Annotated in this window: 19 protein-coding genes; 16 read left to right on the top strand and 3 right to left on the bottom strand. The window is 69.7% G+C overall.

Features of this window, described 5'->3' with window-relative positions; genetic code table 11:
- Positions 1-2: 2 nt before the first annotated feature.
- The gene (valS, locus tag ACWIDW_RS03635) at positions 3-2,576 is read right to left on the bottom strand and encodes a valine--tRNA ligase (protein WP_454123015.1); all 2,574 of its coding nucleotides are present in this window, start codon (positions 2,574-2,576) and stop codon (positions 3-5) included.
- Between the two features lie 165 nt (positions 2,577-2,741).
- Here valS and ACWIDW_RS03630 point away from each other — a divergent pair, with 165 nt between their 5' ends.
- The 13 genes from ACWIDW_RS03630 (at position 2,742) to ndk (ending at position 17,553) form a co-directional block, all read left to right on the top strand.
- Positions 2,742-4,361 (top strand): ABC transporter substrate-binding protein, encoded by a 1,620-nt coding sequence (locus ACWIDW_RS03630; protein ID WP_454123013.1) that lies wholly within the window; start codon positions 2,742-2,744, stop codon positions 4,359-4,361.
- A 1-nt stretch (position 4,362) separates the two neighbouring features.
- Complete coding sequence (locus tag ACWIDW_RS03625; protein ID WP_454123011.1) at positions 4,363-5,328, top strand: ABC transporter permease; 966 nt, start codon at positions 4,363-4,365, stop codon at positions 5,326-5,328.
- On the top strand, positions 5,325-6,134 hold the full coding sequence (locus ACWIDW_RS03620) for an ABC transporter permease (protein WP_454123009.1): 810 nt from the start codon (positions 5,325-5,327) through the stop codon (positions 6,132-6,134). Before ACWIDW_RS03625 ends, ACWIDW_RS03620 begins: the two co-directional genes overlap by 4 nt.
- On the top strand, positions 6,131-7,615 hold the full coding sequence (locus tag ACWIDW_RS03615; protein WP_454123007.1) for an ATP-binding cassette domain-containing protein: 1,485 nt from the start codon (positions 6,131-6,133) through the stop codon (positions 7,613-7,615). The genes ACWIDW_RS03620 and ACWIDW_RS03615 overlap by 4 nt, the downstream gene beginning before the upstream one ends.
- 106 nt (positions 7,616-7,721) lie before the next feature.
- Positions 7,722-9,449, top strand: coding sequence for a carbon starvation CstA family protein (locus ACWIDW_RS03610; protein WP_454123005.1), 1,728 nt, complete (start codon positions 7,722-7,724; stop codon positions 9,447-9,449).
- Between the two features lie 3 nt (positions 9,450-9,452).
- Complete coding sequence (locus ACWIDW_RS03605; protein ID WP_313356935.1) at positions 9,453-9,737, top strand: cory-CC-star protein; 285 nt, start codon at positions 9,453-9,455, stop codon at positions 9,735-9,737.
- The gene (locus ACWIDW_RS03600; RefSeq protein WP_454123003.1) at positions 9,728-10,702 is read left to right on the top strand and encodes an ArsA family ATPase; all 975 of its coding nucleotides are present in this window, start codon (positions 9,728-9,730) and stop codon (positions 10,700-10,702) included. Before ACWIDW_RS03605 ends, ACWIDW_RS03600 begins: the two co-directional genes overlap by 10 nt.
- Before the next feature lie 72 nt (positions 10,703-10,774).
- A complete protein-coding gene (locus ACWIDW_RS03595) occupies positions 10,775-10,927 on the top strand; it encodes a ribbon-helix-helix domain-containing protein (protein WP_413634174.1) in 153 nt (50 codons plus the stop codon).
- Positions 10,927-11,703 carry a hypothetical protein gene (locus tag ACWIDW_RS03590; protein WP_454123001.1) on the top strand — a complete coding sequence of 259 codons (777 nt, stop codon included), beginning with the start codon at positions 10,927-10,929 and terminating at the stop codon, positions 11,701-11,703. The genes ACWIDW_RS03595 and ACWIDW_RS03590 overlap by 1 nt, the downstream gene beginning before the upstream one ends.
- 262 nt (positions 11,704-11,965) lie before the next feature.
- Positions 11,966-15,382, top strand: coding sequence for an isoleucine--tRNA ligase (gene ileS, locus ACWIDW_RS03585; protein WP_454122999.1), 3,417 nt, complete (start codon positions 11,966-11,968; stop codon positions 15,380-15,382).
- On the top strand, positions 15,379-16,731 hold the full coding sequence (locus ACWIDW_RS03580; RefSeq protein WP_454122997.1) for a bifunctional folylpolyglutamate synthase/dihydrofolate synthase: 1,353 nt from the start codon (positions 15,379-15,381) through the stop codon (positions 16,729-16,731). Before ileS ends, ACWIDW_RS03580 begins: the two co-directional genes overlap by 4 nt.
- Positions 16,728-17,135 (top strand): DUF4233 domain-containing protein, encoded by a 408-nt coding sequence (locus tag ACWIDW_RS03575; RefSeq protein ID WP_454122995.1) that lies wholly within the window; start codon positions 16,728-16,730, stop codon positions 17,133-17,135. The genes ACWIDW_RS03580 and ACWIDW_RS03575 overlap by 4 nt, the downstream gene beginning before the upstream one ends.
- Position 17,136: 1 nt before the next feature.
- Entirely contained in the window at positions 17,137-17,553 is a 417-nt protein-coding gene (ndk, locus tag ACWIDW_RS03570) for a nucleoside-diphosphate kinase (RefSeq protein WP_452321183.1), read from the top strand.
- 77 nt (positions 17,554-17,630) lie between these two features.
- Here ndk and ACWIDW_RS03565 read toward each other — a convergent pair whose 3' ends face one another.
- Positions 17,631-18,242, bottom strand: coding sequence for a vitamin K epoxide reductase family protein (locus ACWIDW_RS03565; RefSeq protein ID WP_454122993.1), 612 nt, complete (start codon positions 18,240-18,242; stop codon positions 17,631-17,633).
- 267 nt (positions 18,243-18,509) lie between these two features.
- On the opposite strand from ACWIDW_RS03565, the gene ACWIDW_RS03560 reads away from it, so the two are divergent.
- Positions 18,510-20,900 (top strand): Rne/Rng family ribonuclease, encoded by a 2,391-nt coding sequence (locus ACWIDW_RS03560; RefSeq protein WP_454122991.1) that lies wholly within the window; start codon positions 18,510-18,512, stop codon positions 20,898-20,900.
- Positions 20,901-20,905: 5 nt separating this feature from the next.
- On the opposite strand, the gene ACWIDW_RS03555 is transcribed toward ACWIDW_RS03560, so the two are convergent.
- Positions 20,906-21,172: a DUF4031 domain-containing protein gene (locus ACWIDW_RS03555; RefSeq protein WP_454122989.1), complete on the bottom strand. Its 267-nt coding sequence runs from the start codon at positions 21,170-21,172 to the stop codon at positions 20,906-20,908.
- A gap of 211 nt (positions 21,173-21,383) precedes the next feature.
- Between ACWIDW_RS03555 and rplU the strand changes: the two genes are divergently transcribed.
- Entirely contained in the window at positions 21,384-21,692 is a 309-nt protein-coding gene (gene rplU / locus ACWIDW_RS03550) for a 50S ribosomal protein L21 (protein ID WP_182253397.1), read from the top strand.
- A 20-nt stretch (positions 21,693-21,712) separates the two neighbouring features.
- Positions 21,713-21,970, top strand: a complete 258-nt coding sequence (gene rpmA / locus ACWIDW_RS03545; protein WP_099196843.1) for a 50S ribosomal protein L27 — start codon at positions 21,713-21,715, stop codon at positions 21,968-21,970.
- Positions 21,971-21,998: the final 28 nt, after the last annotated feature.

The raw sequence follows: 21,998 nt of genomic DNA, 5'->3' as shown, positions 1-21,998 counted from the left end.
GATCAGCCCTCCACCGGTGCCAGCTCGATGGCGGTGACCGCCAGCTCGTCCGCCTCGGCGAACGACAGCTCGGCGATCCGGCCCACGGCCCGCAGATCGTCGGCCGCGGCGCGCAGCGCCTCGATCCTCTCCGCGGGCGCGGCGACGGTCGCGGACGCGACCGGGGTCTTCTGCGACGCCTTCGCCTCGGTCTTCGCCCGGCGGATGCCGATCAGGGCCGCACTGGCGGTGGCGAGCACGGCGGCGTCACCGTCGATGCCGAGCGGCTCGGGCCACGCGGCGGTGTGGATCGAGCCCTCCTCGAACCACGACCACGCCTCCTCGGTCGCGAACGACACGATCGGGGCGAGCAGGCGCAGCAGGGTCGACAGCGCCAGGCGCAGGGCGAGCGCGGCCGAGGCCTGATTCACGTCGGTCTGGTCGTACGCGCGCTCCTTGACGAGCTCGAGGTAGTCGTCGCAGAACGTCCAGAAGAACGCCTCGGTGACCTCGAGCGCCTTGGCCTGGTCGTAGTTCTCGTACGCCGTGGTCGCCTCGCGCACCACCTGGTCGAGAGCGGTGAGCATCGACGCGTCGAGCGCGTGCGTGACCTGCGCGCCCTCAGGCACGGGGAAGGAGAGCACGAACTTCGCCGCGTTGAGGATCTTGATCGCGAGCCGCCGACCGATCTTCACCTGGGTCGGGTTCTGCGGGTCGAAGGCGGCATCCATGCCGAGGCGGCTGGAGGCCGACCAGTAGCGCACCGCGTCGGAGCCGTGTTTGTCGAGGATGTCGGCGGGCGTGACGACGTTGCCCTTCGACTTCGACATCTTCTTGCGGTCGGGGTCGACGATGAAGCCACTGATGGCGGCGTTGCGCCACGGTGAGCGCTGATCCTCGAGCGTCGAGCGCAGCATCGTCGAGAACAGCCAGGTGCGGATGATGTCCTGGCCCTGGGGGCGCAGGTCGAACGGTGCCACGGTGCTCCACAGCTCTTCATCGCGCTGCCAGCCGCCGGCCAGCTGCGGGGTGAGCGACGACGTCGCCCAGGTGTCGAAGATGTCCTGTTCGGCGTCGAATCCGCCCGGCACGCCGCGCTGATCCTCGGTGTACCCCTCCGGCACGTCGGTGGTCGGGTCGATGGGCAGGCTCGCCGGCGACGGGGTCAGCACGCGGTCGTAGTCGCGCTCGCCGTTCTCGTCGAGGGCGTACCAGACGGGGATCGGCACGCCGAAGAAGCGCTGACGTGAGACGAGCCAGTCACCGGTGAGGCCGCCCACCCAGTTCTCGTAGCGCACGCGCATGAAGTCGGGATGCCAGCTCAGTTCGCGGCCGTTCTCGAGCAGCTGCTCGCGCAGCTGCGGGTCGCGGGAGCCGTTGCGGATGTACCACTGGCGCGTCGAGACGATCTCGAGCGGGCGGTCGCCCTTCTCGAAGAACTTCACGGCGTGGCTGAAGGGCTTGCCGACCTCGAGCAGGTCGCCCGACGCCTGCAGCTGCTCGACGATGATCTTGCGGGCGCTGAAGACGGTCTTGCCGGCGAGCTCCGCATACGCGGCGCGGCCCGCGTCCGACGTGATCGCCTCGGGCGCGTCGGCGAGCACGCGGCCGTCCTTGCCGAGGATCGTGCGGTTCGGCAGATCGAGCTCGCGCCACCAGATGATGTCGGTCACGTCGCCGAAGGTGCAGATCATCGCGATGCCCGAGCCCTTGTCGGGCTGGGCGAGGTGGTGCGCGAGCACGGGCACCTCGACGTCGAAGATCGGGGTGCGCACGGTCTTGCCGAAGTACGGCCGGTAGCGCTCGTCGTCGGGGTGCGCGACGAGAGCCACGCAGGCGGGCAGCAGCTCGGGGCGGGTGGTCTCGATGTGGATGTCGCCGGACCCGTCGCTCTTGCGGAATGCGACGCGGTGGAAGGCGGCCTGCTGCTCGCGGTCCTCGAGCTCGGCCTGGGCGATCGCCGAGCGGAAGTCGATGTCCCACAGGGTCGGCGCCAGGGACTGGTACGCCTCGCCGCGCTCGAGTCCGCGCAGGAACGCGAGCTGGCTCTGGCGGATCGTGTCGTCGGAGATGGTGCGGTAGGTCTGGGTCCAGTCGACGCTGAGGCCGAGCTGGCGGAACAGCGCCTCGAACTGCTTCTCGTCCTCGACGGTCAGCTTCTCGCACAGCTCGATGAAGTTGCGGCGGCTGATCGGCTGCTGGTCGGCGGCGCGGGACGACTTGTTGTCGCCGCCCTCGAAGGGAGGCGTGAAGTCGGGGTCGTAGGGCAGCGTGGGGTCGCACCGCACGCCGTAGTAGTTCTGCACGCGGCGCTCGGTGGGCAGGCCGTTGTCGTCCCAGCCCATCGGGTAGAACACGTTCTTGCCGCGCATGCGCTCGAAGCGCGCCTTGATGTCGGTGTGCGTGTACGAGAAGACGTGCCCGATGTGCAGACTGCCGGATGCCGTCGGCGGAGGAGTGTCGATCGAGTAGACGCTGTCGCGTCCGGATGCCGTGGCCCGGGCGCGATCGAAGAGGAAGGTGCCCTCATCCGACCACCGCTCACCCCACTTCGCTTCGAGGCCTTCGAGCGCGGGCTTGTCGGGGATGGTGGACATGGCGGACTCCTCGAGCGATGTGTGCGGCACTGTGTGAGCGTGCCTGAGTGTGGGTTGTCCGGCGAGTCTACCGGTGGTCGCGTGACCATCCCTAGATCGACTCCGTCCAACAATCGCCGATAAGATGGAGCGTTCCCCTTCACCCGCACTCATCGAGGTTCCCGTATGCCTTCCTTCCCCGTGCGTCGCCTTCTGCCGCTGGCAGCCCTGGCCACGGCATCCGCCCTTCTGCTCAGCGGCTGCGCAGGGCCGGCCGGCGATGCGAGCGGCTCTGACGCCGAACTCGTCTGGGCCATCGAGGGCGCCAACCTGTCGGCCGGCCACATGGATCCGCAGACGAGCCAGCTCGACGTATCGGGCATGGTGCAGCGGCAGGTGCTCGACTCGCTCGTCTTCCAGGAGGCCGACGGGTCGTTCTCGCCGTGGCTCGCGAAGAGCTGGCAGGTCTCCGACGACGGGAAGACCTACACCTTCGACCTGCGTGACGACGTGACGTTCTCGGACGGCACCGCGTTCGACGCCGCAGCGGTGAAGGCGAACTTCGACCGCATCGTCGACCCCGCCACCAAATCGGCGCAGGCCGCGAGCATGCTCGGCGGCGAGCTGTACGCCGGAACCGAGGTCACCGGCGAGCACACCGTCGAGGTGCGCTTCACCCAGCCGTACGCGCCCTTCCTGCAGGCTGCGAGCACCGCGCAGCTCGGCTTCTGGTCGCCGAAGGTGCTCGAGAAGTCCGCCGACCAGCTCGCCGCGGGCGGGCCGGACGTCACCGTCGGCACGGGTCCGTTCGTGCTCAGCGAGTACACCGCCGACCAGGAGATCGTCTACACCCGCAACGACGACTACACCTGGGGCCCCGACGGCGCGACGGCTCCGAAGATCAAGACCCTGCGCGTGGAGCTGCTGCCCGAGGCATCCGTCCGCGCCGGCGTGCTCTCGTCGGGCGAGGCGGACGTCGCGACCCAGCTGCCGCCGAACGTCGTCTCCGACCTCGGCGACGACGTCACCGTCACCGCCAGGGAGTACCCGGGCCTGCCGTACTCGCTGTTCCTCAACGAGAAGCACGGCGTGTTCGCCGACCAGAGGGTGCGTCAGGCGTTCTCGCTGGCGATCGACATCGACGCCGCCGTCGACGAGATCTTCTTCGGCGAGTTCCCGCGGGCGTGGAGCATCCTCGGCCCGACGACCCCCGGCTACGACAAGAGCCTCGAGGGCAGCTGGCCGTTCGACGCCGACAAGGCGAACGCCCTGCTCGACGAGGCCGGCTGGACCGAGCGCGGTGCCGACGGCATCCGGATGAAGGACGGCCGGCGTCTCTCGGCCCGCTGGATCGCCTGGACACCGATCTCCGACGACCGCACGGCGCTCGCGAACGCAATCCAGTCGGATCTGAAGGACGTCGGCTTCGAGATCGTCCGCGAGAAGCTCGAGCCGGCCGCCTACAACGAGCAGTACGGACCCAAGACCTATGACCTCACCGACTGGGACTTCTCGGGTGTCGATGCCGACCTGCTGCGCAGTCACCTGGGCACCGACGGCTTCCAGAACGCCTCGCAGGTGAGCGACGCCGCCGTCGACGACCTGCTCGAGCGCGGGTTGTCGTCCTCCGACACCGACGAGCGGGCGAGGATCTACACCGAGCTGCAGCAGTGGAACGCCGAGCACGTCGCCATCGTGCCGCTGTACGTCTCGTCGCTGATCACCGGATCCGCGACCGGCGTGCAGGGACTGGAGTACGACCTGTACGGGCGCCCGCTGTTCTACGACGCGAGCGTCAGCCGCTGACGTGCGGCGCGCCCTGACCCGGCTCGCCGGGATCGCCGCGTCCGCCGCCCTCGTGCTGTGGGGCGCGGCGACGGTGGCGTTCCTGGCGTTCCGGATCATCCCGGGCGACGCCGTCTCGGTCATGCTCGGCCCGCAGGCCAAGGTCAGCGAGGCGGTGAAGGCCGGTGTGCGCGCCGAGCTCGGCCTGGACCGCCCGCCCCTCGAGCAGTACCTGTCGTACATCGGCGGACTGCTGCGCGGCGATCTGGGGACGTCGTATCAGCTCCGGATGCCGGTGAGCGAGGTCATCGGCAGGCAGCTCGCCCCGACCCTGCAGCTCACCGCGCTGGCGCTGCTGATCGCGGTGCTCATCGCGCTCGCCGTGGCGCTGCTCGCACGCCGCGGGGTCGCGCGGGCCGTGCTGGTCGCAGGAGAGCTGATCGTGCTGTCGTCGCCGGTGTTCTGGATCGGGATCGTGCTGCTGGCCGTCTTCGCGTTCGGGCTGGGATGGTTCCCCGTGGCGGGCACCCGCAGCCCCGCGACCGTCGTGCTGCCGGCGCTCACGCTCGCCCTTCCGGTGTCGGCGCTGATCAGCCAGGTGCTGCGCGACGGCATCGACGAAGCCGAGCGGCAGCCGTTCGCCGAGACCGTCCGCTCCCGCGGCGCCGGGCCGTCCCGCCTCGTGCTGCGGCACTCGCTGCGCCACGGTGCGGCGGGCGCGCTCACCCTCACCGCGTATCTCATCGGCTCGCTGCTCGGCGGAGCGGTGCTCGTCGAGACCGTCTTCGCGCGGCCGGGGCTCGGGCGGGTGACGCTGACCGCGATCGTCGACCGCGACCTTCCGGTCGTCGCGGGCGTGATCATGCTCAGCGCGCTCGTGTTCGTGATCGTGAACGCGGCGGTCGAGCTGCTGCATCCGATCATCGACCCGAGGCTGCGCGCGCGGACGGGCGTGTTCGAGGCGCCGACCCTCGAGGAGCGCCGATGATCACGCGCCGGGTGGGCCTGGGGTGCGCCGTGGCGTTCCTCGCGGTGGTCGCGCTCGCCGCCGTCTTCCCCGACGTGCTGGCCACCCACGACCCGCTGCGCACCGATGTGCGGGCGGCGCTCGAGGCGCCGGGAGCGGCGCACCTGTTCGGCACCGACCAGTCCGGACGTGACGTGTTCTCCCGCGTCGTGCACGGTGCGGGTCGCTCGGTGGGCATCGGCCTGCTGGCGACGGTGCTCGCCGTGCTCGCCGGTCTCGTGCTCGGCTCGCTTTCGGGCGTCTCGCCGCGGGTGGTGGATGCGGCGGCGATGCGCGTCACCGACATCCTGCTCGCGTTCCCCGAGTTCCTCATCGCGCTGATCGTGGTGGCGGTGCTCGGCCCGGGCGCGGTGAACGTCGCCATCGCGGTGACGATCGCGGCGGTGCCGGTGTACATCCGCCTCGCCCGCACACAGACCCGCACGCTGCGCATCGCCGAGCACGTCGAGGCGGCGCGGATCCTCGGCGTCGGTCCGGTGCGCACCTTCACCCGGCACGTCGCGCCCGGGGTGCTCGGCTCGCTGAGCGTGCTCGCCACGATCGGCATCGGCTCGAGCATCCTCGCCGCCGCCGGTCTCAGCTTCCTCGGCCTCGGCCCCTCCGAGCCGGCTCCGGAGTGGGGGCTCATGCTGTCGGGCGGGCGGAACGTGCTCGGTCGCGCCTGGTGGATCTCGGTGTTCCCGGGGCTCGCCATCACGCTCACCGTGATCAGCGCGACCGTGATCGGCCGGACTCTGCGTGCCCGAGCCGAGGGGAGGCGCGCATGAGTGCGGTGCACATGCGCGGGCTGCGGATCGCAATCGACGGACGCGCCGTCGTCGACGGGGTCGACATCGACGTCGCCGCGGGGGAGTGCGTGGCGATCGTCGGCGAGTCCGGTGCCGGCAAGTCGCTCACCGCCCGTGCCCTGCTCGGGATGCTGCCCGCCGGTGCCCGCATGGCGGCGGACGATCTGCGGATCGACGGCATGGAGGCCTCCGGCCTGAGCGAGTCCTCGTGGCGATCCCTGCGCGGCCGGCGGATCGCGCTGGTCTCTCAGGACGCTCTGGCCGCCCTCGACCCGCTGCGCCGGATCGGCCGCGAGGTCGCCGAGCCGATGGAGATCCACCGCCTGCACCCCGGACGCCGGAAGGAGCAGGTCGTGCGGCTGCTGGCATCCGTCGCCCTCCCCGAGCCGGAGCGCAGGGCCCGCAGCCGCCCGCACGAGCTGTCGGGCGGGATGCGTCAGCGCGCCCTGATCGCGTCGGCGCTCGCCGCAGATCCCGCCGTGCTCGTCGCCGACGAGGCGACGACGGCGCTGGATGCCACCGTGCAGGCGCGCATCCTCGCGCTGCTGCGCTCGATCGCCGATGACGGACGGGCCGTGCTGTTCATCAGCCACGACTTCGCGGCCGTGCGGAAGGTCGCCGACCGGGTGCTGGTGATGCGCGAGGGCCGCATCGTCGAACACGGACCGGTCGCGGAGGTCATGACATCACCGCGCCACGAGTACACCCGAGCGCTCGTCGAGGCGAGCGCCCCGCGCCCGCGCACACCGACCCGCGAGCCGGGCGAGACGCTGCTGCGGGCGCGCGACGTGTCGAAGCGGTTCGACCGGCCGGCCGTGGTCGGCGCATCGTTCAGCCTCGGATCCGGACGCACCCTCGGCATCGTCGGCGAGTCGGGCTCGGGCAAGACGACCCTCGCGCGGATGCTGATCGGCGTCGACCGCCCCGACAGCGGATCGATCGAATGGGCGAGGGCGCAGCGGGTGCAGCTGGTGCACCAGAACCCGCTGGGTGCGCTCGACCCGCGGTGGACGATCGGCAGGTCGATCGCCGAGGCGCTGCAGGCCGCCGGTGTCCCTCGCGGCGAGCGCCCCGGCGCGGCGGCTGCCCTGCTCGCGGAGGTGGGACTCGACGAGGCTCTCGGTCGTCGACGCCCACGGCAGCTCTCCGGCGGGCAGCGTCAGCGCGCGGCGATCGCCCGCGCGCTCGCCGCAGACCCGCAGGTGCTCGTGCTCGACGAACCCGTCTCGGCTCTCGACCCCACGGTGCGTGGCCGGGTGCTCGACCTGCTCGCGCGCCTGCAGACCGAGCGGCAGCTCACGATGGTGTTCGTCTCGCACGACCTCGCGGTGATCGCCGCGGTGTGCGACGACGTGCTGGTGATGCGCGACGGGGTGATCGTCGAGCAGGGACGAGTGGCCGACGTGTTCGCCGAGCCGCAGCATCCGTTCACCCGGGAGCTGCTCGCCGCCGGACGGTGAGCAGCGGAGCCGGCACGGAAGGCGCGTCTGCTCCCAGCGGAATCCCAGGTTCGCTAGGGTGGGGCGCAGCAGCGACGACGAGGCCGCTGCCGGAAGGAAGCTCACAATGACTCCCGTTCTCCTCATGACCATCGGCTTGGCGATCTTCGCCGTCGGGTACCTGTTCTACTCGCGATACCTCGCCAACCGGGTCTACCGACTCGACGCGTCGTTCGCCACCCCCGCTCACGAGCTCAACGACGGCGTGGACTACGTGCCGACGAACAAGTTCATCCTCTGGGGCCACCACTTCACCTCCGTCGCCGGCGCGGCGCCGATCGTGGGACCTGCCATCGCGGTGATCTGGGGGTGGGTTCCGGCCTTCCTCTGGGTCACGCTCGGCACGGTGTTCTTCGCCGGCATGCACGATCTCGGAGCGCTGTGGGCGTCGACCCGCAACAAGGGCCGATCGATCGGCGCCCTGTCGGCGCGCTACATCGGCAAGCGGGGTGCCGGCCTCTTCCTCGTCGTGATCTTCCTGCTGCTGCTGATGGTGATCGCCGCATTCGCCGTGGTCATCAAGAACCTGCTGATCTCGACGCCCAGCGCGGTGATCCCGACCTGGGGAGCGATCGTGGTCGCCCTGCTCGTCGGCATCGCCGTGTACCGGCTGCGCTGGCCGCTGCTGCCCGTCACCATCGTCGGCGTCGTCACGCTGTACGCGCTGATCGTGCTGGGCGACCGGATGCCGGTCGTGCTGCCCGAGGACTTCCTCGGCATGGGGCCGGCCACCTTCTGGATCCTGGCGCTGTTCGTCTACGGTGCGATCGCCTCGCTGCTGCCTGTGTGGGTGCTGCTGCAGCCGCGTGACTACATCAACGGCGTGCAGCTCTTCGTCGGGCTGATCCTGCTGTTCGGGTCGGTGCTCACCGCGACGCTCTTCTCGGGAGCCGCACCCGAGATCGTCGCGCCCGCGATCAACACGGCCGTTCCCGAGGGGACGCCGAGCATGGTGCCTCTGCTGTTCGTCACCATCGCGTGCGGTGCGATCTCGGGATTCCACGGCATGGTCTCGTCCGGCACGAGCTCGAAGCAGCTCGACAAGGAGACCGATGCCCGGTTCGTCGGCTATTTCGGCGCGGTCGGCGAGGGGCTGCTGTCGCTCGGAACGATCCTCGCGGTGATCGCGGGGTTCCGCACGGTCGCCGAGTGGGACGAGGTGTACAGCGCGTTCGGCGCGGGCGGCGTCGGAGCCTTCGTGACCGGTGGCGGTGCGCTGATGCAGGCGGGCATCGGGCTGCCCGCCTCGCTCAGCGCCACGGTGCTCGCCACCATGGCGGTGCTGTTCGCGGCGACGACCATGGATACCGGCATGCGCCTGCTGCGCTTCGTCGTGCAGGAAATCGGCGACTCGGTGAAGCTGCGGATCACGAAGGTGCCCGCGACGATCGTCGTCGTCGTGGTCGGTCTCGGGCTGACCTTCTCGCAGGGCCTCGGCGGCGACGGCGGTCTGCGCATCTGGCCCCTGTTCGGAACGACGAACCAGCTGATGGCCTCGCTGACGTTGTCGATCATCGCGGTCATGCTCATCCGCAAGCGCCGCAACCCTCTCCCGGCGCTGATCCCGCTGGTGATCGTCTTCGTGCTGTCGTTCTGGGCGGCGATCGAGCAGCTCGCGTCGTTCGCCGATCCCGCGAAGGCGGACTGGCTGCTGTTCGCGCTGGATGTCATCATCATCGCCTCGAGCGTCTGGGTCGCCGTGGAGGCGGTGCTCGCGATGCGTCGCGCCGCACTCGAGGAGCCCGAGCACGAGGACGCGGACGCCCGGCTCGAGGCGGTGCGCGAGGAGGTCTGATCGATGCGTCGCACTGAGGCGGTCCAGCGGCTGCGCGCGCGCTGGGCCGCCTTCAGCCGGGGTCTTGCGGAGTACTACGCAGGTCCCTACCGTCAGATGCTCGCTCGCGAGCAGCGCGATGCAGACGACCTGTTCACGCTGATCGTCCTCGGCGAGGCGCTCGGGGTGCCTGATCCTGCCGCGTACTACAGCGTCGAGCTCATGCCGCTCGTGGCCGGCGACTTCCACCGCTGGCACCGCCGGATGGGCATGCCGCGCTCACCTCTGGATCACGTCTCATGCTGCTAGAGATCCTGCAGCGCGATCTGCTGTTCGTCGGCGGCAAGGGCGGCGTCGGCAAGACGTCGCTCTCGAGCGCACTGGCGCTGGGGCGGGCGCGCACCGGGGCACGGGTGCTCGTGGTCTCCACCGATCCGGCGCACAGCCTGGGGCATCTCTGGCGGCGCACGATCGGGGATCAGACCACGCGGCTCGCGCGCTTCGACAACGGCGGCGCGCTGCACGGCGTGGAGATCGATCCCGGGGCGACGGTGGATCGTCACCTCGCGGCGGTGCAGCAGACCATGCTGCGTCTGCTGCCCGAATCACAGCACGGCTCGGCGCGCGCGCATCTGGAGCGGGCGCGCATCGCGCCCGGCAGTCACGAGGCCGCCGTGCTGGAGCGGATCGCCGAACTCGCCGAGCTCGGACGCCGTGACTACGACCTGGTCGTCTTCGACACCGCGCCCTCCGGGCACACCCTGCGACTGCTCGCGCTGCCCGGCCAGCTGGCGGGATGGACCGACGCGCTGCTGCGCAACCGGGATCGCTCGGAGCGATACGCGGCGGCGATGCGGGGGCTGACCGGTCGCGGTGATGTGCAGGCCGAATCCGAGGCGACCCTGCGACGCACTCTCGAGCTGCGTCGTGCGCGCTTCGATGCGCTCGGCACCGCGCTGTCCGACCCGGCGCGGACCGGATTCGTCGTCGCGTTCGTCGCCGAGGCGCTGCCGGTCGCCGAGACGCTCGACGTCGTCGGCGTGCTGCGCACCCTGAAGGTCGACGTGGCCGCACTGATCGCCAACCGTCGCTCCCCGACGGATGCGGGCCCGCTGCTCAGCGCACGACGCGCGGCCGAGGACGTGCAGCTGGAGCAGGTGCGCGAGCAGGTGCCGGGCTCGCCGATCATCGAGGTCCCCCTGATCCCGGGCGAGCTCACCGGCCGGGACGCGCTGGAGAGGCTGGCCGATCTGCTGCTGGCGCCCTCGACCTGATCGCGCGCTTCGAACGCACGGGGCAGCGGGCGGCTGATTGAGGCGAGATGAGCATAGTGCTACATTGCTAGCATGCAAGCAAACGAACCCAAGGTGCAGTTCAACGTGTACCTGCCGCGGGACCTGGTGCGTGCGGTGAAACATCGTGCCGTGGATGACGGCTCGAGCCTGTCGGCTCTCGTCGAGCGCGCCCTGCGAGCACATCTGGATGGAGGAGAGTCGTGATGAGTGCAGAGCAGGCCAGTGCTGAGCAGGCCGGTGCTGAGCAGGCCGGCCCGACGGCGAAAGGCACAGCGGTGACCAGCACCGTGCAGCAGATCGTGTACACCCGCGATGAGTCTCGCTGGCACGCGCTCGCCGCGGCGCTGGGGCTGGCGGGGTCGTTCCCGCCCGAAGCCGGCTGGGCGGAGTTCGACGGTGGGGGAGTGCTCGCCGTGCACGCCGAGACGCCTGACCATGCCGACGGCACGTGCGATCTGCACCTGCTCGTCGACGACCTCGATGCTGCCGAGCGGGCGCTCGCGGGGCGCGAGGTCGAGCGAACGCATCTGGACGGGGTCGGCGACCTGCTCGTCATCCGCGCAGCATCCGGTGTCGTCATCAGCGCTTCGGCGGGGACGCGCGCGACGGCCGGGGCGGTCTCGGTGCAGCCGATCTGGTTTCAGGACGACGTCGACGAGGCGTGTGAGATCCTCACCGCGCTCGGACTGCGCGCCGACATCGCCGCAGACCGCGGCGGGTGGGTCGAGATGCGTGCCGCCGGCGGCGGCACGGTCGGCGTGCACTCGGCTTCGGGTCGCAGCGAGGGATCCGGCGCAGGCATCGGGCTGAGCTTCCTCGCCGAGGGTGATCTCGACGCGCTCGCCGAGAGGCTGTCGGATGCCGGTTTCCCGGCATCCGTCGTCGATGAGTCGTACGCGCGAACGATCCGCATCGCGGAGCCGGACGTGTGGATCAACGGCGCGCAGGACGACCTGTACGGATATCACCGGGTGAGCTGACGGCTCTGGCGTAGACTGTACGTACACGCGTTGATCCGGCCATCACCGGGGAGCTCTCGGAAGAACGCTTCGACAGGCTCAGTGACCCAGGGGGTTGCTGAGCAGGGGAGGCTACTAGAACCGAGCGGGGCAGGCCCGTCATCGCCGCAGTGAGAGTGGTTCTCGGCCGAGCGGTCGGGAGCACGTGAGGTGGTACCGCGGTCCGCGCGTCAGCACGGGTCGTCCTCGCAGCAGCATCCGACACGATCACTGCGAGACGAACATGACCTACCCGCGCCCGTCGACAAGCTCAGGGACCCAGTCCGCCTTCGGCCCTGCCGCCGTCACCCCCAGTCCGAGCTTCCCCGAGATCGAGCGCGAGGTGCTCGACTTCTGGAGGGCCGACGACACCTTCCGCGCCTCGATCGCGCAGCGCGAGGGCGCCGATGAATGGGTCTTCTACGACGGCCCGCCCTTCGCCAACGGTCTGCCGCACTACGGGCACCTGCTCACCGGCTACGCGAAGGACGTCTTCCCGCGCTTCCAGACGATGCTCGGCAAGAAGGTCGATCGCGTCTTCGGCTGGGACACGCACGGCCTTCCCGCCGAGCTCGAGGCGATGAAGCAGCTCGGCATCACCGAGAAGAGCGAGATCGAGCAGATGGGCATCGACGTCTTCAACGCGAAGGCGCGCGACTCGGTGCTCACCTACACCCGCGAGTGGCAGGACTACGTGACCCGCCAGGCCCGCTGGGTCGACTTCGAGCGCGGCTACAAGACCCTCGATCTCGGGTACATGGAGAGTGTGCTGTGGGCGTTCAAGACGCTCTACGACAAGGGCCTCGCCTACGAGGGCTACCGTGTGCTGCCGTACTGCTGGCGCGATGAGACCCCGCTGTCGGCGCACGAGCTGCGCATGGACGACGACGTGTACAAGGACCGTCAGGACCCGTCGGTCACCGTGACCTTCCCGCTGGTCGGCGCCAAGGCCGAGGCACTCGGCCTCACCGCCGTCCGCGCCCTCGCGTGGACGACCACCCCGTGGACCCTGCCCACCAACCTCGCCCTCGTCGTCGGCCCCGAGATCGAGTACGTCGTGCTGCCCGGCGGGCCGAACGGCGCCGCGGACATCGTGCCGGGCGACGACCCGGCCGAGAGCGACGCACACCGCTACCTGCTCGCCCGCGACCTGCTCGGCGGGTACGCCAAGGACCTCGGCTACGAGTCCGCCGACGACGCGCTCGCCGCGGTGCAGCAGAGCGTGCTCGGCGCGGAGCTGGCCGACGTCGCGTACGACCGGCTCTTCGACTACTACGCGGATGCCGAGACCTGGGGCACCGAGAACGCCTGGCGCATCCTCGTCGACGATTACGTCACCACCACCGACGGCACCGGCATCGTGCACCAGGCGCCGGCCTACGGTGAGGACGACCAGCGGGTGACGAACGCCGCCGGCATCCCCACGATCATCTCGCTCGATGACGGCGGGCGTTTCCTGCCCTCTGTCACCGACGTCGCCGGACAGCTGTGGATGGATGCGAACACCCCGCTCATCCGTCTGCTGCGCGCGGCGGGCCGGATGCTGCGCGAGCAGAGCTACGTGCACTCCTACCCGCACTGCTGGCGCTGCCGAAACCCGCTGATCTACAAGGCCGTCTCGAGCTGGTTCATCCGGGTCACCGACATCAAGGACGACCTGCTGGCGAACAACGAGCAGATCACCTGGGTGCCCGAGAACGTCAAGCACGGCCAGTTCGGCAAGTGGCTCGAGGGCGCGCGCGACTGGTCGATCAGCCGCAACCGGTACTGGGGCTCGCCCATCCCGATCTGGAAGAGCGACGACCCCGAGCACCCCCGCGTCGACGCGTACGGATCGCTGGAAGAGCTCGAACGCGATTTCGGCACCCTCCCGCGCAACCCCGAGGGCGAGGTCGACCTGCACCGGCCGTACATCGACGACCTCACCCGTCCGAACCCCGACGACCCCACCGGGAAGAGCACGATGCGCCGCATCGAGGACGTCTTCGACGTGTGGTTCGATTCGGGCTCGATGCCGTACGCACAGGTGCACTACCCGTTCGAGAACCATGACTGGTTCGACTCGCACTCGCCGGCCGACTTCATCGTCGAGTACATCGGGCAGACTCGCGGCTGGTTCTATGTGATGCACGTGCTCTCGACCGCGCTGTTCAACCGCCCGGCGTTCACCGGCGTGAGCTGCCACGGCATCGTGCTCGGCAGCGACGGCTACAAGATGTCGAAGTCGCTGCGCAACTATCCCGACGTCAGCGAGGTGCTCGACCGGGACGGGTCGGATGCCATGCGCTGGTTCCTCATGTCGAGTTCGGTGCTGCGCGGCGGCAACCTCGCGGTCACCGAGGAGGGCATCCGCGCGGGTGTGCGCGAGTTCATCTTGCCGCTGTGGAACTCGTGGTACTTCTTCGCGACGTACGCCAATGCGGCGGCGGGCCCTTCGACAGGCTCAGGGACCCAAGCAGGCTCAGGGGCCCAAGCAGGCTCAGGGGCTGCGGGAGGATACGAGGCGACCTGGCGCACCGACAGCACCGATGTGCTCGACCGTTACATCCTCGCGCGCCTCGGCGACCTCGTGCGCGAGGTGCGCGCCGACCTCGAGGGCCTCGACTCCACCACGGCATCCGCGCGTCTGCGTGACTTCGCCGAAGTGCTCACGAACTGGTACATCCGCCGGTCGCGCGACCGCTTCTGGGACCCTTCGACAAGCTCAGGGACCCAGATCGACTGCTTCGACACGCTGTACACCGTGCTCGAGACGCTGACGCGCGTCGCGGCGCCGCTCGTGCCGCTGATCAGTGAGCGGGTGTGGCAGGGACTCACCGGCGGGCGCAGCGTGCACCTGACCGACTGGCCGGATGCCGACGCGTTCCCCGCTGCCGACGACGTGCGTGACGCGATGGACGCCGTCCGCGAGCTCTCCAGCGTCGGCAACGCGCTGCGCAAGAAGCAGAAGCTGCGCGTGCGCCTGCCGCTCGCCCGCCTCACCGTCGTGTCGCCGCTCGCCGCCGATCTCGCGCAGTTCGAGGGCATCCTCCGCGAGGAGCTCAACGTGAAGAGCGTCGAGCTCGTGCAGCTCGCCGAGACCACGGCATCCGATTACGGCATCAGCCACCGCCTGAGCGTCAACGCCCGCGCAGCCGGCCCTCGCCTCGGCAAGGAGGTGCAGAAGGTCATCCGTGCCGCGAAGGAGGGCTTCTGGACCGAGGAGAACGGCGTGGTGACCGCCGACGGCATCGTGCTGGAGCCGCACGAGTACGACCTGGTGCTCGAGACCTCCGGACGCCCCGAGGGCGAGGCTCTGGCGCTCGTGCCCGGCGGCGGATTCATGCTGCTGGACACCGCCACGACCCCCGAGCTGGAGGCCGAGGGTCTCGCGCGCGACGTGATCCGCGCGGTGCAGGACACCCGAAAGAACGCCGGCTTCGACGTGAGCGACCGGATCCGCCTCACTCTGCGTTTCGACGACGTGGAAGACGGGGATGCCGTGAACGGGGCGTTCCATGTCGCGAATGTCGCGGGAGAGACCCTTGCTCTCGAGCACACCCTGCTCGGCGCGGACGATGCGCTCGCCGAGAGCGAGTTCAGCGCCGTGATCCCCAAGGGCACGTACGCCAATCGCGGCGACTTCACTGTCGCCGTGAGCAGGATCGGAGGACAGCAGTGAGCGACACCCAGCGGGCCGACGTCGTCTACGAGAAGCTGCTCGAACGGGCGGGGGAGCGGTGGGTCCAGCCGCGCAAGGAGCGGGTCGCCCGCATCCTGACCCTGCTCGACGACCCGCAGCGCACCTACCGCGTGGTGCACATCACGGGCACGAACGGCAAGACCTCGACCGCGCGCATGATCGAGAGCCTGCTGCGCTCGCACGGGCTGCGCACGGGGCTGTTCACCAGCCCGCACCTGAAGCGCTTCACCGAACGGATCATGATCGACGGCGAGCCGATCGCCGACGGGGCGATCGCGGACGCCTGGGACGAGATCGAGCCCTTCATCGGCATCGTCGACGCCGAGCTCGAGACGGCGGGCGACGCCCCGCTGACGTTCTTCGAGCTGCTCACCGTGCTCGCGTTCGTCGCGGCGTCGGACGCACCGGTCGACGTGCTCGTGCTCGAAGTCGGCATGGGCGGGTCGTGGGATTCCACCAACACCGCCGACGGCGACGTGGCGGTCTTCACGCCGATCGACATGGACCACGCCGACCGTCTCGGAGACACCATCGAGGCGATCGCCGAGGTGAAGGCAGGCATCATCAAGACCGGCGCCGCCGTCGTCTCAGCCGAGCAGAAGCCCGAGGTCGCCGCAGTGCTGCGTCGTGTCGCGGCCGAGCAGGACGCGACGATCGCCGTCGAGGGCGAGGACTTCGGGCTCAGCGATCAGAAGCTCGCCGTCGGCGGCCAGCTGATCGGCATCCGCGGCCTCGCCGGCGAGTACATCGACGAGTATCTGCCGCTGTACGGCGCGCACCAGGGTCACAACGCCGCTCTCGCCGTCGCCGCGGTCGAGTCCCTGATCGGCGGCGCGTCGCAGCGCATCGTCGGCGACATCCTCGCCGACGGGCTGCAGAACGCGACGTCACCGGGGCGTCTGCAGCTGGTCGGCATCGCGCCGACCGTGGTCGTGGATGCCGCGCACAACCCGCACGGCGCCGCGGCACTCGCCCGCTCGCTCGACGACAGCTTCGACTTCGACGAGTGGGGGCTCGTGCTCGGCGTCTTCGCCGACAAGGACGCGGCGGGCATCGTCGATGAGCTGCTGCCGCAGGTCGCCGAGGTGTTCGCGACGGCTCCCGACTCCGATCGGGCAGCGGATGCGGATGCCATCGCCGACCTCGTCGAGCAGCGCGGCCGCCGCGCGAGCGTGCATCCCACCCTCGCTGACGCCGTCGACGCGGCGCGTGAATGGGCGGCGTCGGCCGACCGCCGTGCCGTCGTCATCGCCGGCTCCATCGTGCTGGCAGGTGAAGCCCTGCTGCTCTCGGAGGAGGAGGACTGGAAGTCGGGGTGGCGCGCATGAGCGCCCGCGCCGCGCGACCGGCCCGCCCTTCGCGCACTCTGGTTCAGAAGCTCGGGTCGATCGTGCTGGGATTCGAGGCGATCGGCGCCCTGCTCGCCGGCCTCGTGATCTTCGGGCTCAGGGCGCTGCCCGCGGGCATCCCGCCGTGGTGGGGGGTCGTCGCCGGAGTGGTCGTCGCGATCGCGCTGATCGCAGTAGCCGGCGCCATCGCGAAGCCGTGGGCGATCCCCGCCGGATGGGCACTGCAGGTCATCATCGCCCTCGGCGCGCTGCTCGTGCCGGCGATCGCGTTCGTCGTGCTGATTTTCGGCGGCATGTGGGCGTATGCGACGATCGGTGGGGCCCGCATCGACCGAAAGCGGCCGGCGGGCCCGCCGGCAGAACCTCACACAGAGAGCGAATGACATGGCCACTGAAGAAACCCTCGTCCTCGTCAAGCCCGACGGCGTCGCCCGCGGCCTGACCGGCGGCATCCTCGCCCGCATCGAGGCGAAGGGCTACTCGCTCGTCGACCTGCGTCTCGTCGAGCCCGACCGCGACCGGCTCGCCGCGCACTACGCCGAGCACGAGGGCAAGCCCTTCTACGAGCCGCTGCTCGAGTTCATGATGTCGGGCCCGTCGGTCGCGATCCGCCTCGCCGGCAACCGCGTGATCGAGGGCTTCCGCTCCCTCGCGGGAACCACAGACCCGACCACCGCCGCGCCCGGCACCATCCGCGGCGATTTCGGTCGCGACTGGGGCCTGAAGGTGCAGCAGAACCTCGTGCACGGCTCGGACAGCCCCGAGTCCGCAGCACGCGAGCTCAGCATCTGGTTCGACTGAGCACGGACCGCAGACGGCAAGAGGGACGCCCGATCGGGCGTCCCTCTTCGCGTGTGTGCGATCTCGCGTCTGTGCGGTCAGAAGACCATGTCGACGACCTCGCCGAGCAGGTCGAGGCCGGCGAGCTGCGCCATGGCGATGATGATCGCGTAGGCGAGGATCGTCGCCAGCGGCACCCACACCATGAGACGCCCCGCGCGTTCGCGTGCCGCTGCGGAGAGCCCGAAGGTGCCGTTGCGTGCGAGATGCACCGCCGTGGCGAAGAACGTGGGAATCGTCACGGCCCAGGTGGCCATGCACCACGGGCACAGGGTGTGCAGGTTGTAGATGCTCTGACCGATCAGCCAGCACACGAAGACGACCGCGCCGAGTACGCCGACCCCGAACAGAGCCCAGAACCAGCGCGGGAACCGCACTCCGGCGAGCACGGCGACGCCCATCACCAGCACGGCCATCCACGCGGTCACGCCGATCAGCGGGTTGGGGAAGCCGAACACCGCGCCCTGCCACGAGCCGAGGTTCTTGTCGCACTGCAGCATGACGCTCACGTAGCAGCTCGACGTCGCGCCCGGATTCTCGAGCACGTAGAACTTCTCGATCGTCAGCTGGAACGCCGCCCACCAGCCGAGTACCGCGGCGACGATGAGCCAGATTCCGTAGCCGACGTGACGGGTGCGCGCGGTGGTCATGGCGCGATTATCCCAGCGGCGGCTATGCGGCTCGGGAGAATCGCGGCGCGCGAGTCGGATGCTGTTCCACCGTCGGGTCGCGGAAGTGCGATAATGACTGAAGATGACGTCGTGTTCACACGCGATCGAATCGACAAGACTTCGGGGTGATGTGCCCCAGGCGGTCGCGCCAGAGAGCCGACCTCCAGCCGATCGAGTTCGCGGCCGCTGTTTCGCCGCACGAGTTTTCGCGGCGCACGCAGTGCCCGCGCAGGGAGCTAGCCAGAGATGGCCGATGAGAACGATGACAACAACACCCCCACCTTCGACGACACTCCGGCGCAGCCGGTAGTCGAGGAGACCTCGCTTCCGGAGGCGGATCAGCCCGCCACCGCAGAGCCGGATGTCGCAGAGCCGGATGCCGACGAGCAGTCCGCGTCGCAGGCATCCGAGCCCGCCGCTCCGGCCGAGCCCGCAGCTCCGGCTGAGCCCGCAGCTCCGGCTGAGCCCGCAGCTCCGGCTGAGCCCGCAGCTCCGGCTGAGCCCGCAGCTCCGGCTGAGCCCGAGGCGCCGAAGCCCGTCACCGCGGTGAGCCTGGGGCTGCTGCCCGAGGTGTTCGTCTCGAAGGTGTCGACCCAGCTGCACTTCTACGCACCCGAGATCGTCCCGCTGCCCGCGCGCGGCAGCCGCGACGACGACGAGGGCGACGATCGCGACAGCGCGTTCCGTCGCGGACGCGGCCGCCGCCGCGGCGAGAGCGACGAGACCCGTGACGAGCCGCGCCAGCGCCAGCGTCACGTCGAGTACATCACCGAGCCGAAGGCCATCAAGGGCTCCACGCGCCTCGAGGCGAAGAAGCAGCGTCGCCGCGACGGCCGCGACGCAGGCCGTCGCCGCCCGGTGGTGACCGAGGCCGAGTTCCTCGCCCGCCGCGAGTCCGTCGACCGCATGATGGTCGTGCGGTCCAAGAACGGCCGCACGCAGATCGGCGTGCTGGAAGACGACGTGCTCGTCGAGCACTACGTGGCCCGCAACCAGGATGCCTCGCTGATCGGCAACGTCTACCTCGGTCGCGTGCAGAACGTGCTGCCCAGCATGGAAGCCGCGTTCGTCGACATCGGCCGCGGCCGCAACGCCGTGCTGTACTCCGGAGAGGTCGACTGGGACGGCGTCGAGACCGGGAATCAGCCCCGTCGCATCGAACTGGCGCTCAAGGCCGGCGACCGGGTGCTCGTGCAGGTCACGAAGGATCCGGTCGGCCACAAGGGCGCCCGTCTGACGAGCCAGATCTCGCTCCCGGGCCGCTACCTGGTGTACGTTCCGGGCGGCTCGATGAACGGCATCTCGCGCAAGCTCCCCGACAACGAGCGCGCTCGTCTCAAGCGCATCCTCAAGGAGGTGCTGCCCGAGTCGTCGGGTGTGATCGTGCGCACCGCCGCGGAGGGCGCCACCGAGGAGCAGCTGACCCGTGACGTGCAGCGTCTCACCTCGCAGTGGGAGCACATCCAGAAGCAGGTGCAGACGCAGCAGGCCCCGGCGCTGCTGCACGCCGAGCCGGATCTGCTCGTCAAGATCGTGCGCGACGTCTTCAACGAGGACTTCACCCGCATGACCATCCAGGGCGACGACGCGCGCCAGACCATCCGCGCATACCTCGAGAGCGTCGCGCCTGACCTGCTCGACCGTGTCGAGACCTACACCGACGACGTCGATCCCTTCGACGCATACCGCATCACCGAGCAGATCGAGAAGGCTCTCGACCGCAAGGTGTGGCTGCCGTCGGGTGGTTCGCTCGTGATCGACCGCACCGAGGCTATGACGGTCGTCGACGTCAACACCGGCAAGTTCGTCGGCTCGGGCGGAAACCTCGAGGAGACCGTCACCAAGAACAACCTCGAGGCCGCTGAGGAGATCGTCCGTCAGCTGCGCCTGCGCGACATCGGCGGCATCATCGTCGTCGACTTCATCGACATGGTGCTCGAATCCAACCGCGACCTCGTGCTGCGCCGCCTGGTGGAGTGCCTGAGCCGCGACCGCACGAAGCACCAGGTCGCCGAGGTGACCTCGCTCGGACTCGTGCAGATGACCCGCAAGAAGCTCGGCCTCGGTCTTCTCGAGACCTTCAGCGAGGCGTGCGACGTCTGTGCCGGGCGCGGCGTGATCGTGCACCACGACCCCGTCGTCAAGCACCGCAGCAGCAGCGGCTCGAACGGCGGCGGCCAGAACCGCCGGTCGCGCGGGGGATCGTCACAGCAGTCCGCACCCGCTGCCGAGAAGCAGTCGTCCGCCAACGGCGGCACTCACAGCATCACGGAGGTCGCCAAGTCCGCCCTTGCCGCGATCGCCGCGTCGACCATCGTCGTGAACGACGACGCAGCTCAGGCCCAGGTCCAGGCGCAGGGCCAGCCTGCTGCCGAGCAGCAGCCGACGGCCGAGAGCGACGCCCCCAACGGAGCCTCGAGCGAGCGCCCGAAGAAGCGCAAGAAGCGCGGTGGCGAGCGCAAGGGCGCTCCGAAGACGCAGACCGAACAGCTGCTCGATTCGGTGCTCGACGCGCTTCCCGAGCCGAAGGCGCCCGGCCAGGGCCGCAACCGGCGTCGGGTCACGACCGCCATGCTGACTCCGAACTCCTCGACCGACGGATCAGCGACGGTCGCGCGCTCGGACCCGCAGCCCTGACCGGATCAGCGACGGTCGCGGGCTCGGACTCGCAGTCCTGATCGGATCAGCCGCCTGGTGAGCTCCTTGCCGCCCACGTGCACCGCACCGGCGGCGAGGAGTCTCGGCAGCGCGTCCGCCGGCACGTCGTAGTGGTCGCGGTCGAAGGCGCGGCGGGGGATGCCCTGCTGTGCGGCGAACGCGTGCAGCTCGTCGAGGTCCGAATCGCTGACGAGATGCGCCCACAGCCTGCCGTGTGCGGGCCAGATTGCGTCGTCGACGAGAACGGTCATGCCGTGATCCTAGACGCGACCTGCGTCCGGCCCGCTTTGCGGCATCGGCGATGATCCGGTAAAGTTGTCCCTTGGTGCGAGACCCCTGGCGGCTTTGCCGATCGCAGGAGAAGTCTTGCGTCCGCATCCTTCGCCCCCGGCGATGAACGCAAGCAACAGTCTTCCCGTGAGATTCCCGGAGCGATCCGCTCCCCAACGAAACAGGTATGAAGTGGTTTACGCAGTAGTGCGCGCCGGTGGCCGGCAGGAGAAGGTCGAGGTCGGCACGATCGTTCAGCTCGACCGTGTTCAGGCTGCCCAGGGCGAGAACATCGAGCTTCCCGCCGTGCTTCTCGTCGACGGTGCCTCCGTGACCACCGACGCCGACAAGCTGGCGAAGGTCAAGGTCACGGCTGAGGTTCTCGGCAACCTCCGCGGACCGAAGATCGTCATCCAGAAGTACAAGAACAAGACCGGCTACAAGAAGCGCCAGGGCCACCGTCAGGAGCTCACGCGCGTCAAGATCACCGGCATCAAGTAAGCACGGAAGAGGCTCAGCACATGGCACACAAGAAGGGCGCGAGCTCGACCCGCAACGGTCGTGACTCCAACGCACAGCGACTCGGCGTGAAGCGCTTCGGCGGTCAGACCGTCAACGCCGGCGAGATCCTCGTCCGTCAGCGCGGCACGCACTTCCACCCCGGCGCAGGCGTCGGCCGTGGCGGCGACGACACCCTGTTCGCTCTCGAGGCGGGCGCCGTCGAGTTCGGTACCAAGGGCGGCCGCAAGGTCGTCAACATCGTCGCAGCCGCTCAGTAAGAGCAGCAGACTTCCTGGACGGGGCGGG

Source organism: Microbacterium sp. NPDC055312 (assembly GCF_053645675.1).
This window is presented reverse-complemented; position numbering and strand designations above follow the sequence as displayed.

Excerpts from the sequence above, each read along its gene's own strand:
- ACWIDW_RS03595 (WP_413634174.1), top strand. The coding sequence starts at position 10,775 with ATGCAAGCAAACGAACCCAAGGTGCAGTTCAACGTGTACCTGCCGCGG.
- ACWIDW_RS03605 (WP_313356935.1), top strand. The coding sequence starts at position 9,453 with ATGCGTCGCACTGAGGCGGTCCAGCGGCTGCGCGCGCGCTGGGCCGCC.
- ACWIDW_RS03610 (WP_454123005.1), top strand. The coding sequence starts at position 7,722 with ATGACTCCCGTTCTCCTCATGACCATCGGCTTGGCGATCTTCGCCGTC.
- ACWIDW_RS03600 (WP_454123003.1), top strand. The coding sequence starts at position 9,728 with ATGCTGCTAGAGATCCTGCAGCGCGATCTGCTGTTCGTCGGCGGCAAG.
- ACWIDW_RS03615 (WP_454123007.1), top strand. The coding sequence starts at position 6,131 with ATGAGTGCGGTGCACATGCGCGGGCTGCGGATCGCAATCGACGGACGC.
- ACWIDW_RS03575 (WP_454122995.1), top strand. The coding sequence starts at position 16,728 with ATGAGCGCCCGCGCCGCGCGACCGGCCCGCCCTTCGCGCACTCTGGTT.
- ACWIDW_RS03630 (WP_454123013.1), top strand. The coding sequence starts at position 2,742 with ATGCCTTCCTTCCCCGTGCGTCGCCTTCTGCCGCTGGCAGCCCTGGCC.
- rpmA (WP_099196843.1), top strand. The coding sequence starts at position 21,713 with ATGGCACACAAGAAGGGCGCGAGCTCGACCCGCAACGGTCGTGACTCC.
- ACWIDW_RS03620 (WP_454123009.1), top strand. The coding sequence starts at position 5,325 with ATGATCACGCGCCGGGTGGGCCTGGGGTGCGCCGTGGCGTTCCTCGCG.
- ACWIDW_RS03590 (WP_454123001.1), top strand. The coding sequence starts at position 10,927 with ATGAGTGCAGAGCAGGCCAGTGCTGAGCAGGCCGGTGCTGAGCAGGCC.
- ACWIDW_RS03565 (WP_454122993.1), bottom strand. The coding sequence starts at position 18,242 with ATGACCACCGCGCGCACCCGTCACGTCGGCTACGGAATCTGGCTCATC.
- ACWIDW_RS03555 (WP_454122989.1), bottom strand. The coding sequence starts at position 21,172 with ATGACCGTTCTCGTCGACGACGCAATCTGGCCCGCACACGGCAGGCTG.
- ndk (WP_452321183.1), top strand. The coding sequence starts at position 17,137 with ATGGCCACTGAAGAAACCCTCGTCCTCGTCAAGCCCGACGGCGTCGCC.
- valS (WP_454123015.1), bottom strand. The coding sequence starts at position 2,576 with ATGTCCACCATCCCCGACAAGCCCGCGCTCGAAGGCCTCGAAGCGAAG.
- ileS (WP_454122999.1), top strand. The coding sequence starts at position 11,966 with ATGACCTACCCGCGCCCGTCGACAAGCTCAGGGACCCAGTCCGCCTTC.
- ACWIDW_RS03560 (WP_454122991.1), top strand. The coding sequence starts at position 18,510 with ATGGCCGATGAGAACGATGACAACAACACCCCCACCTTCGACGACACT.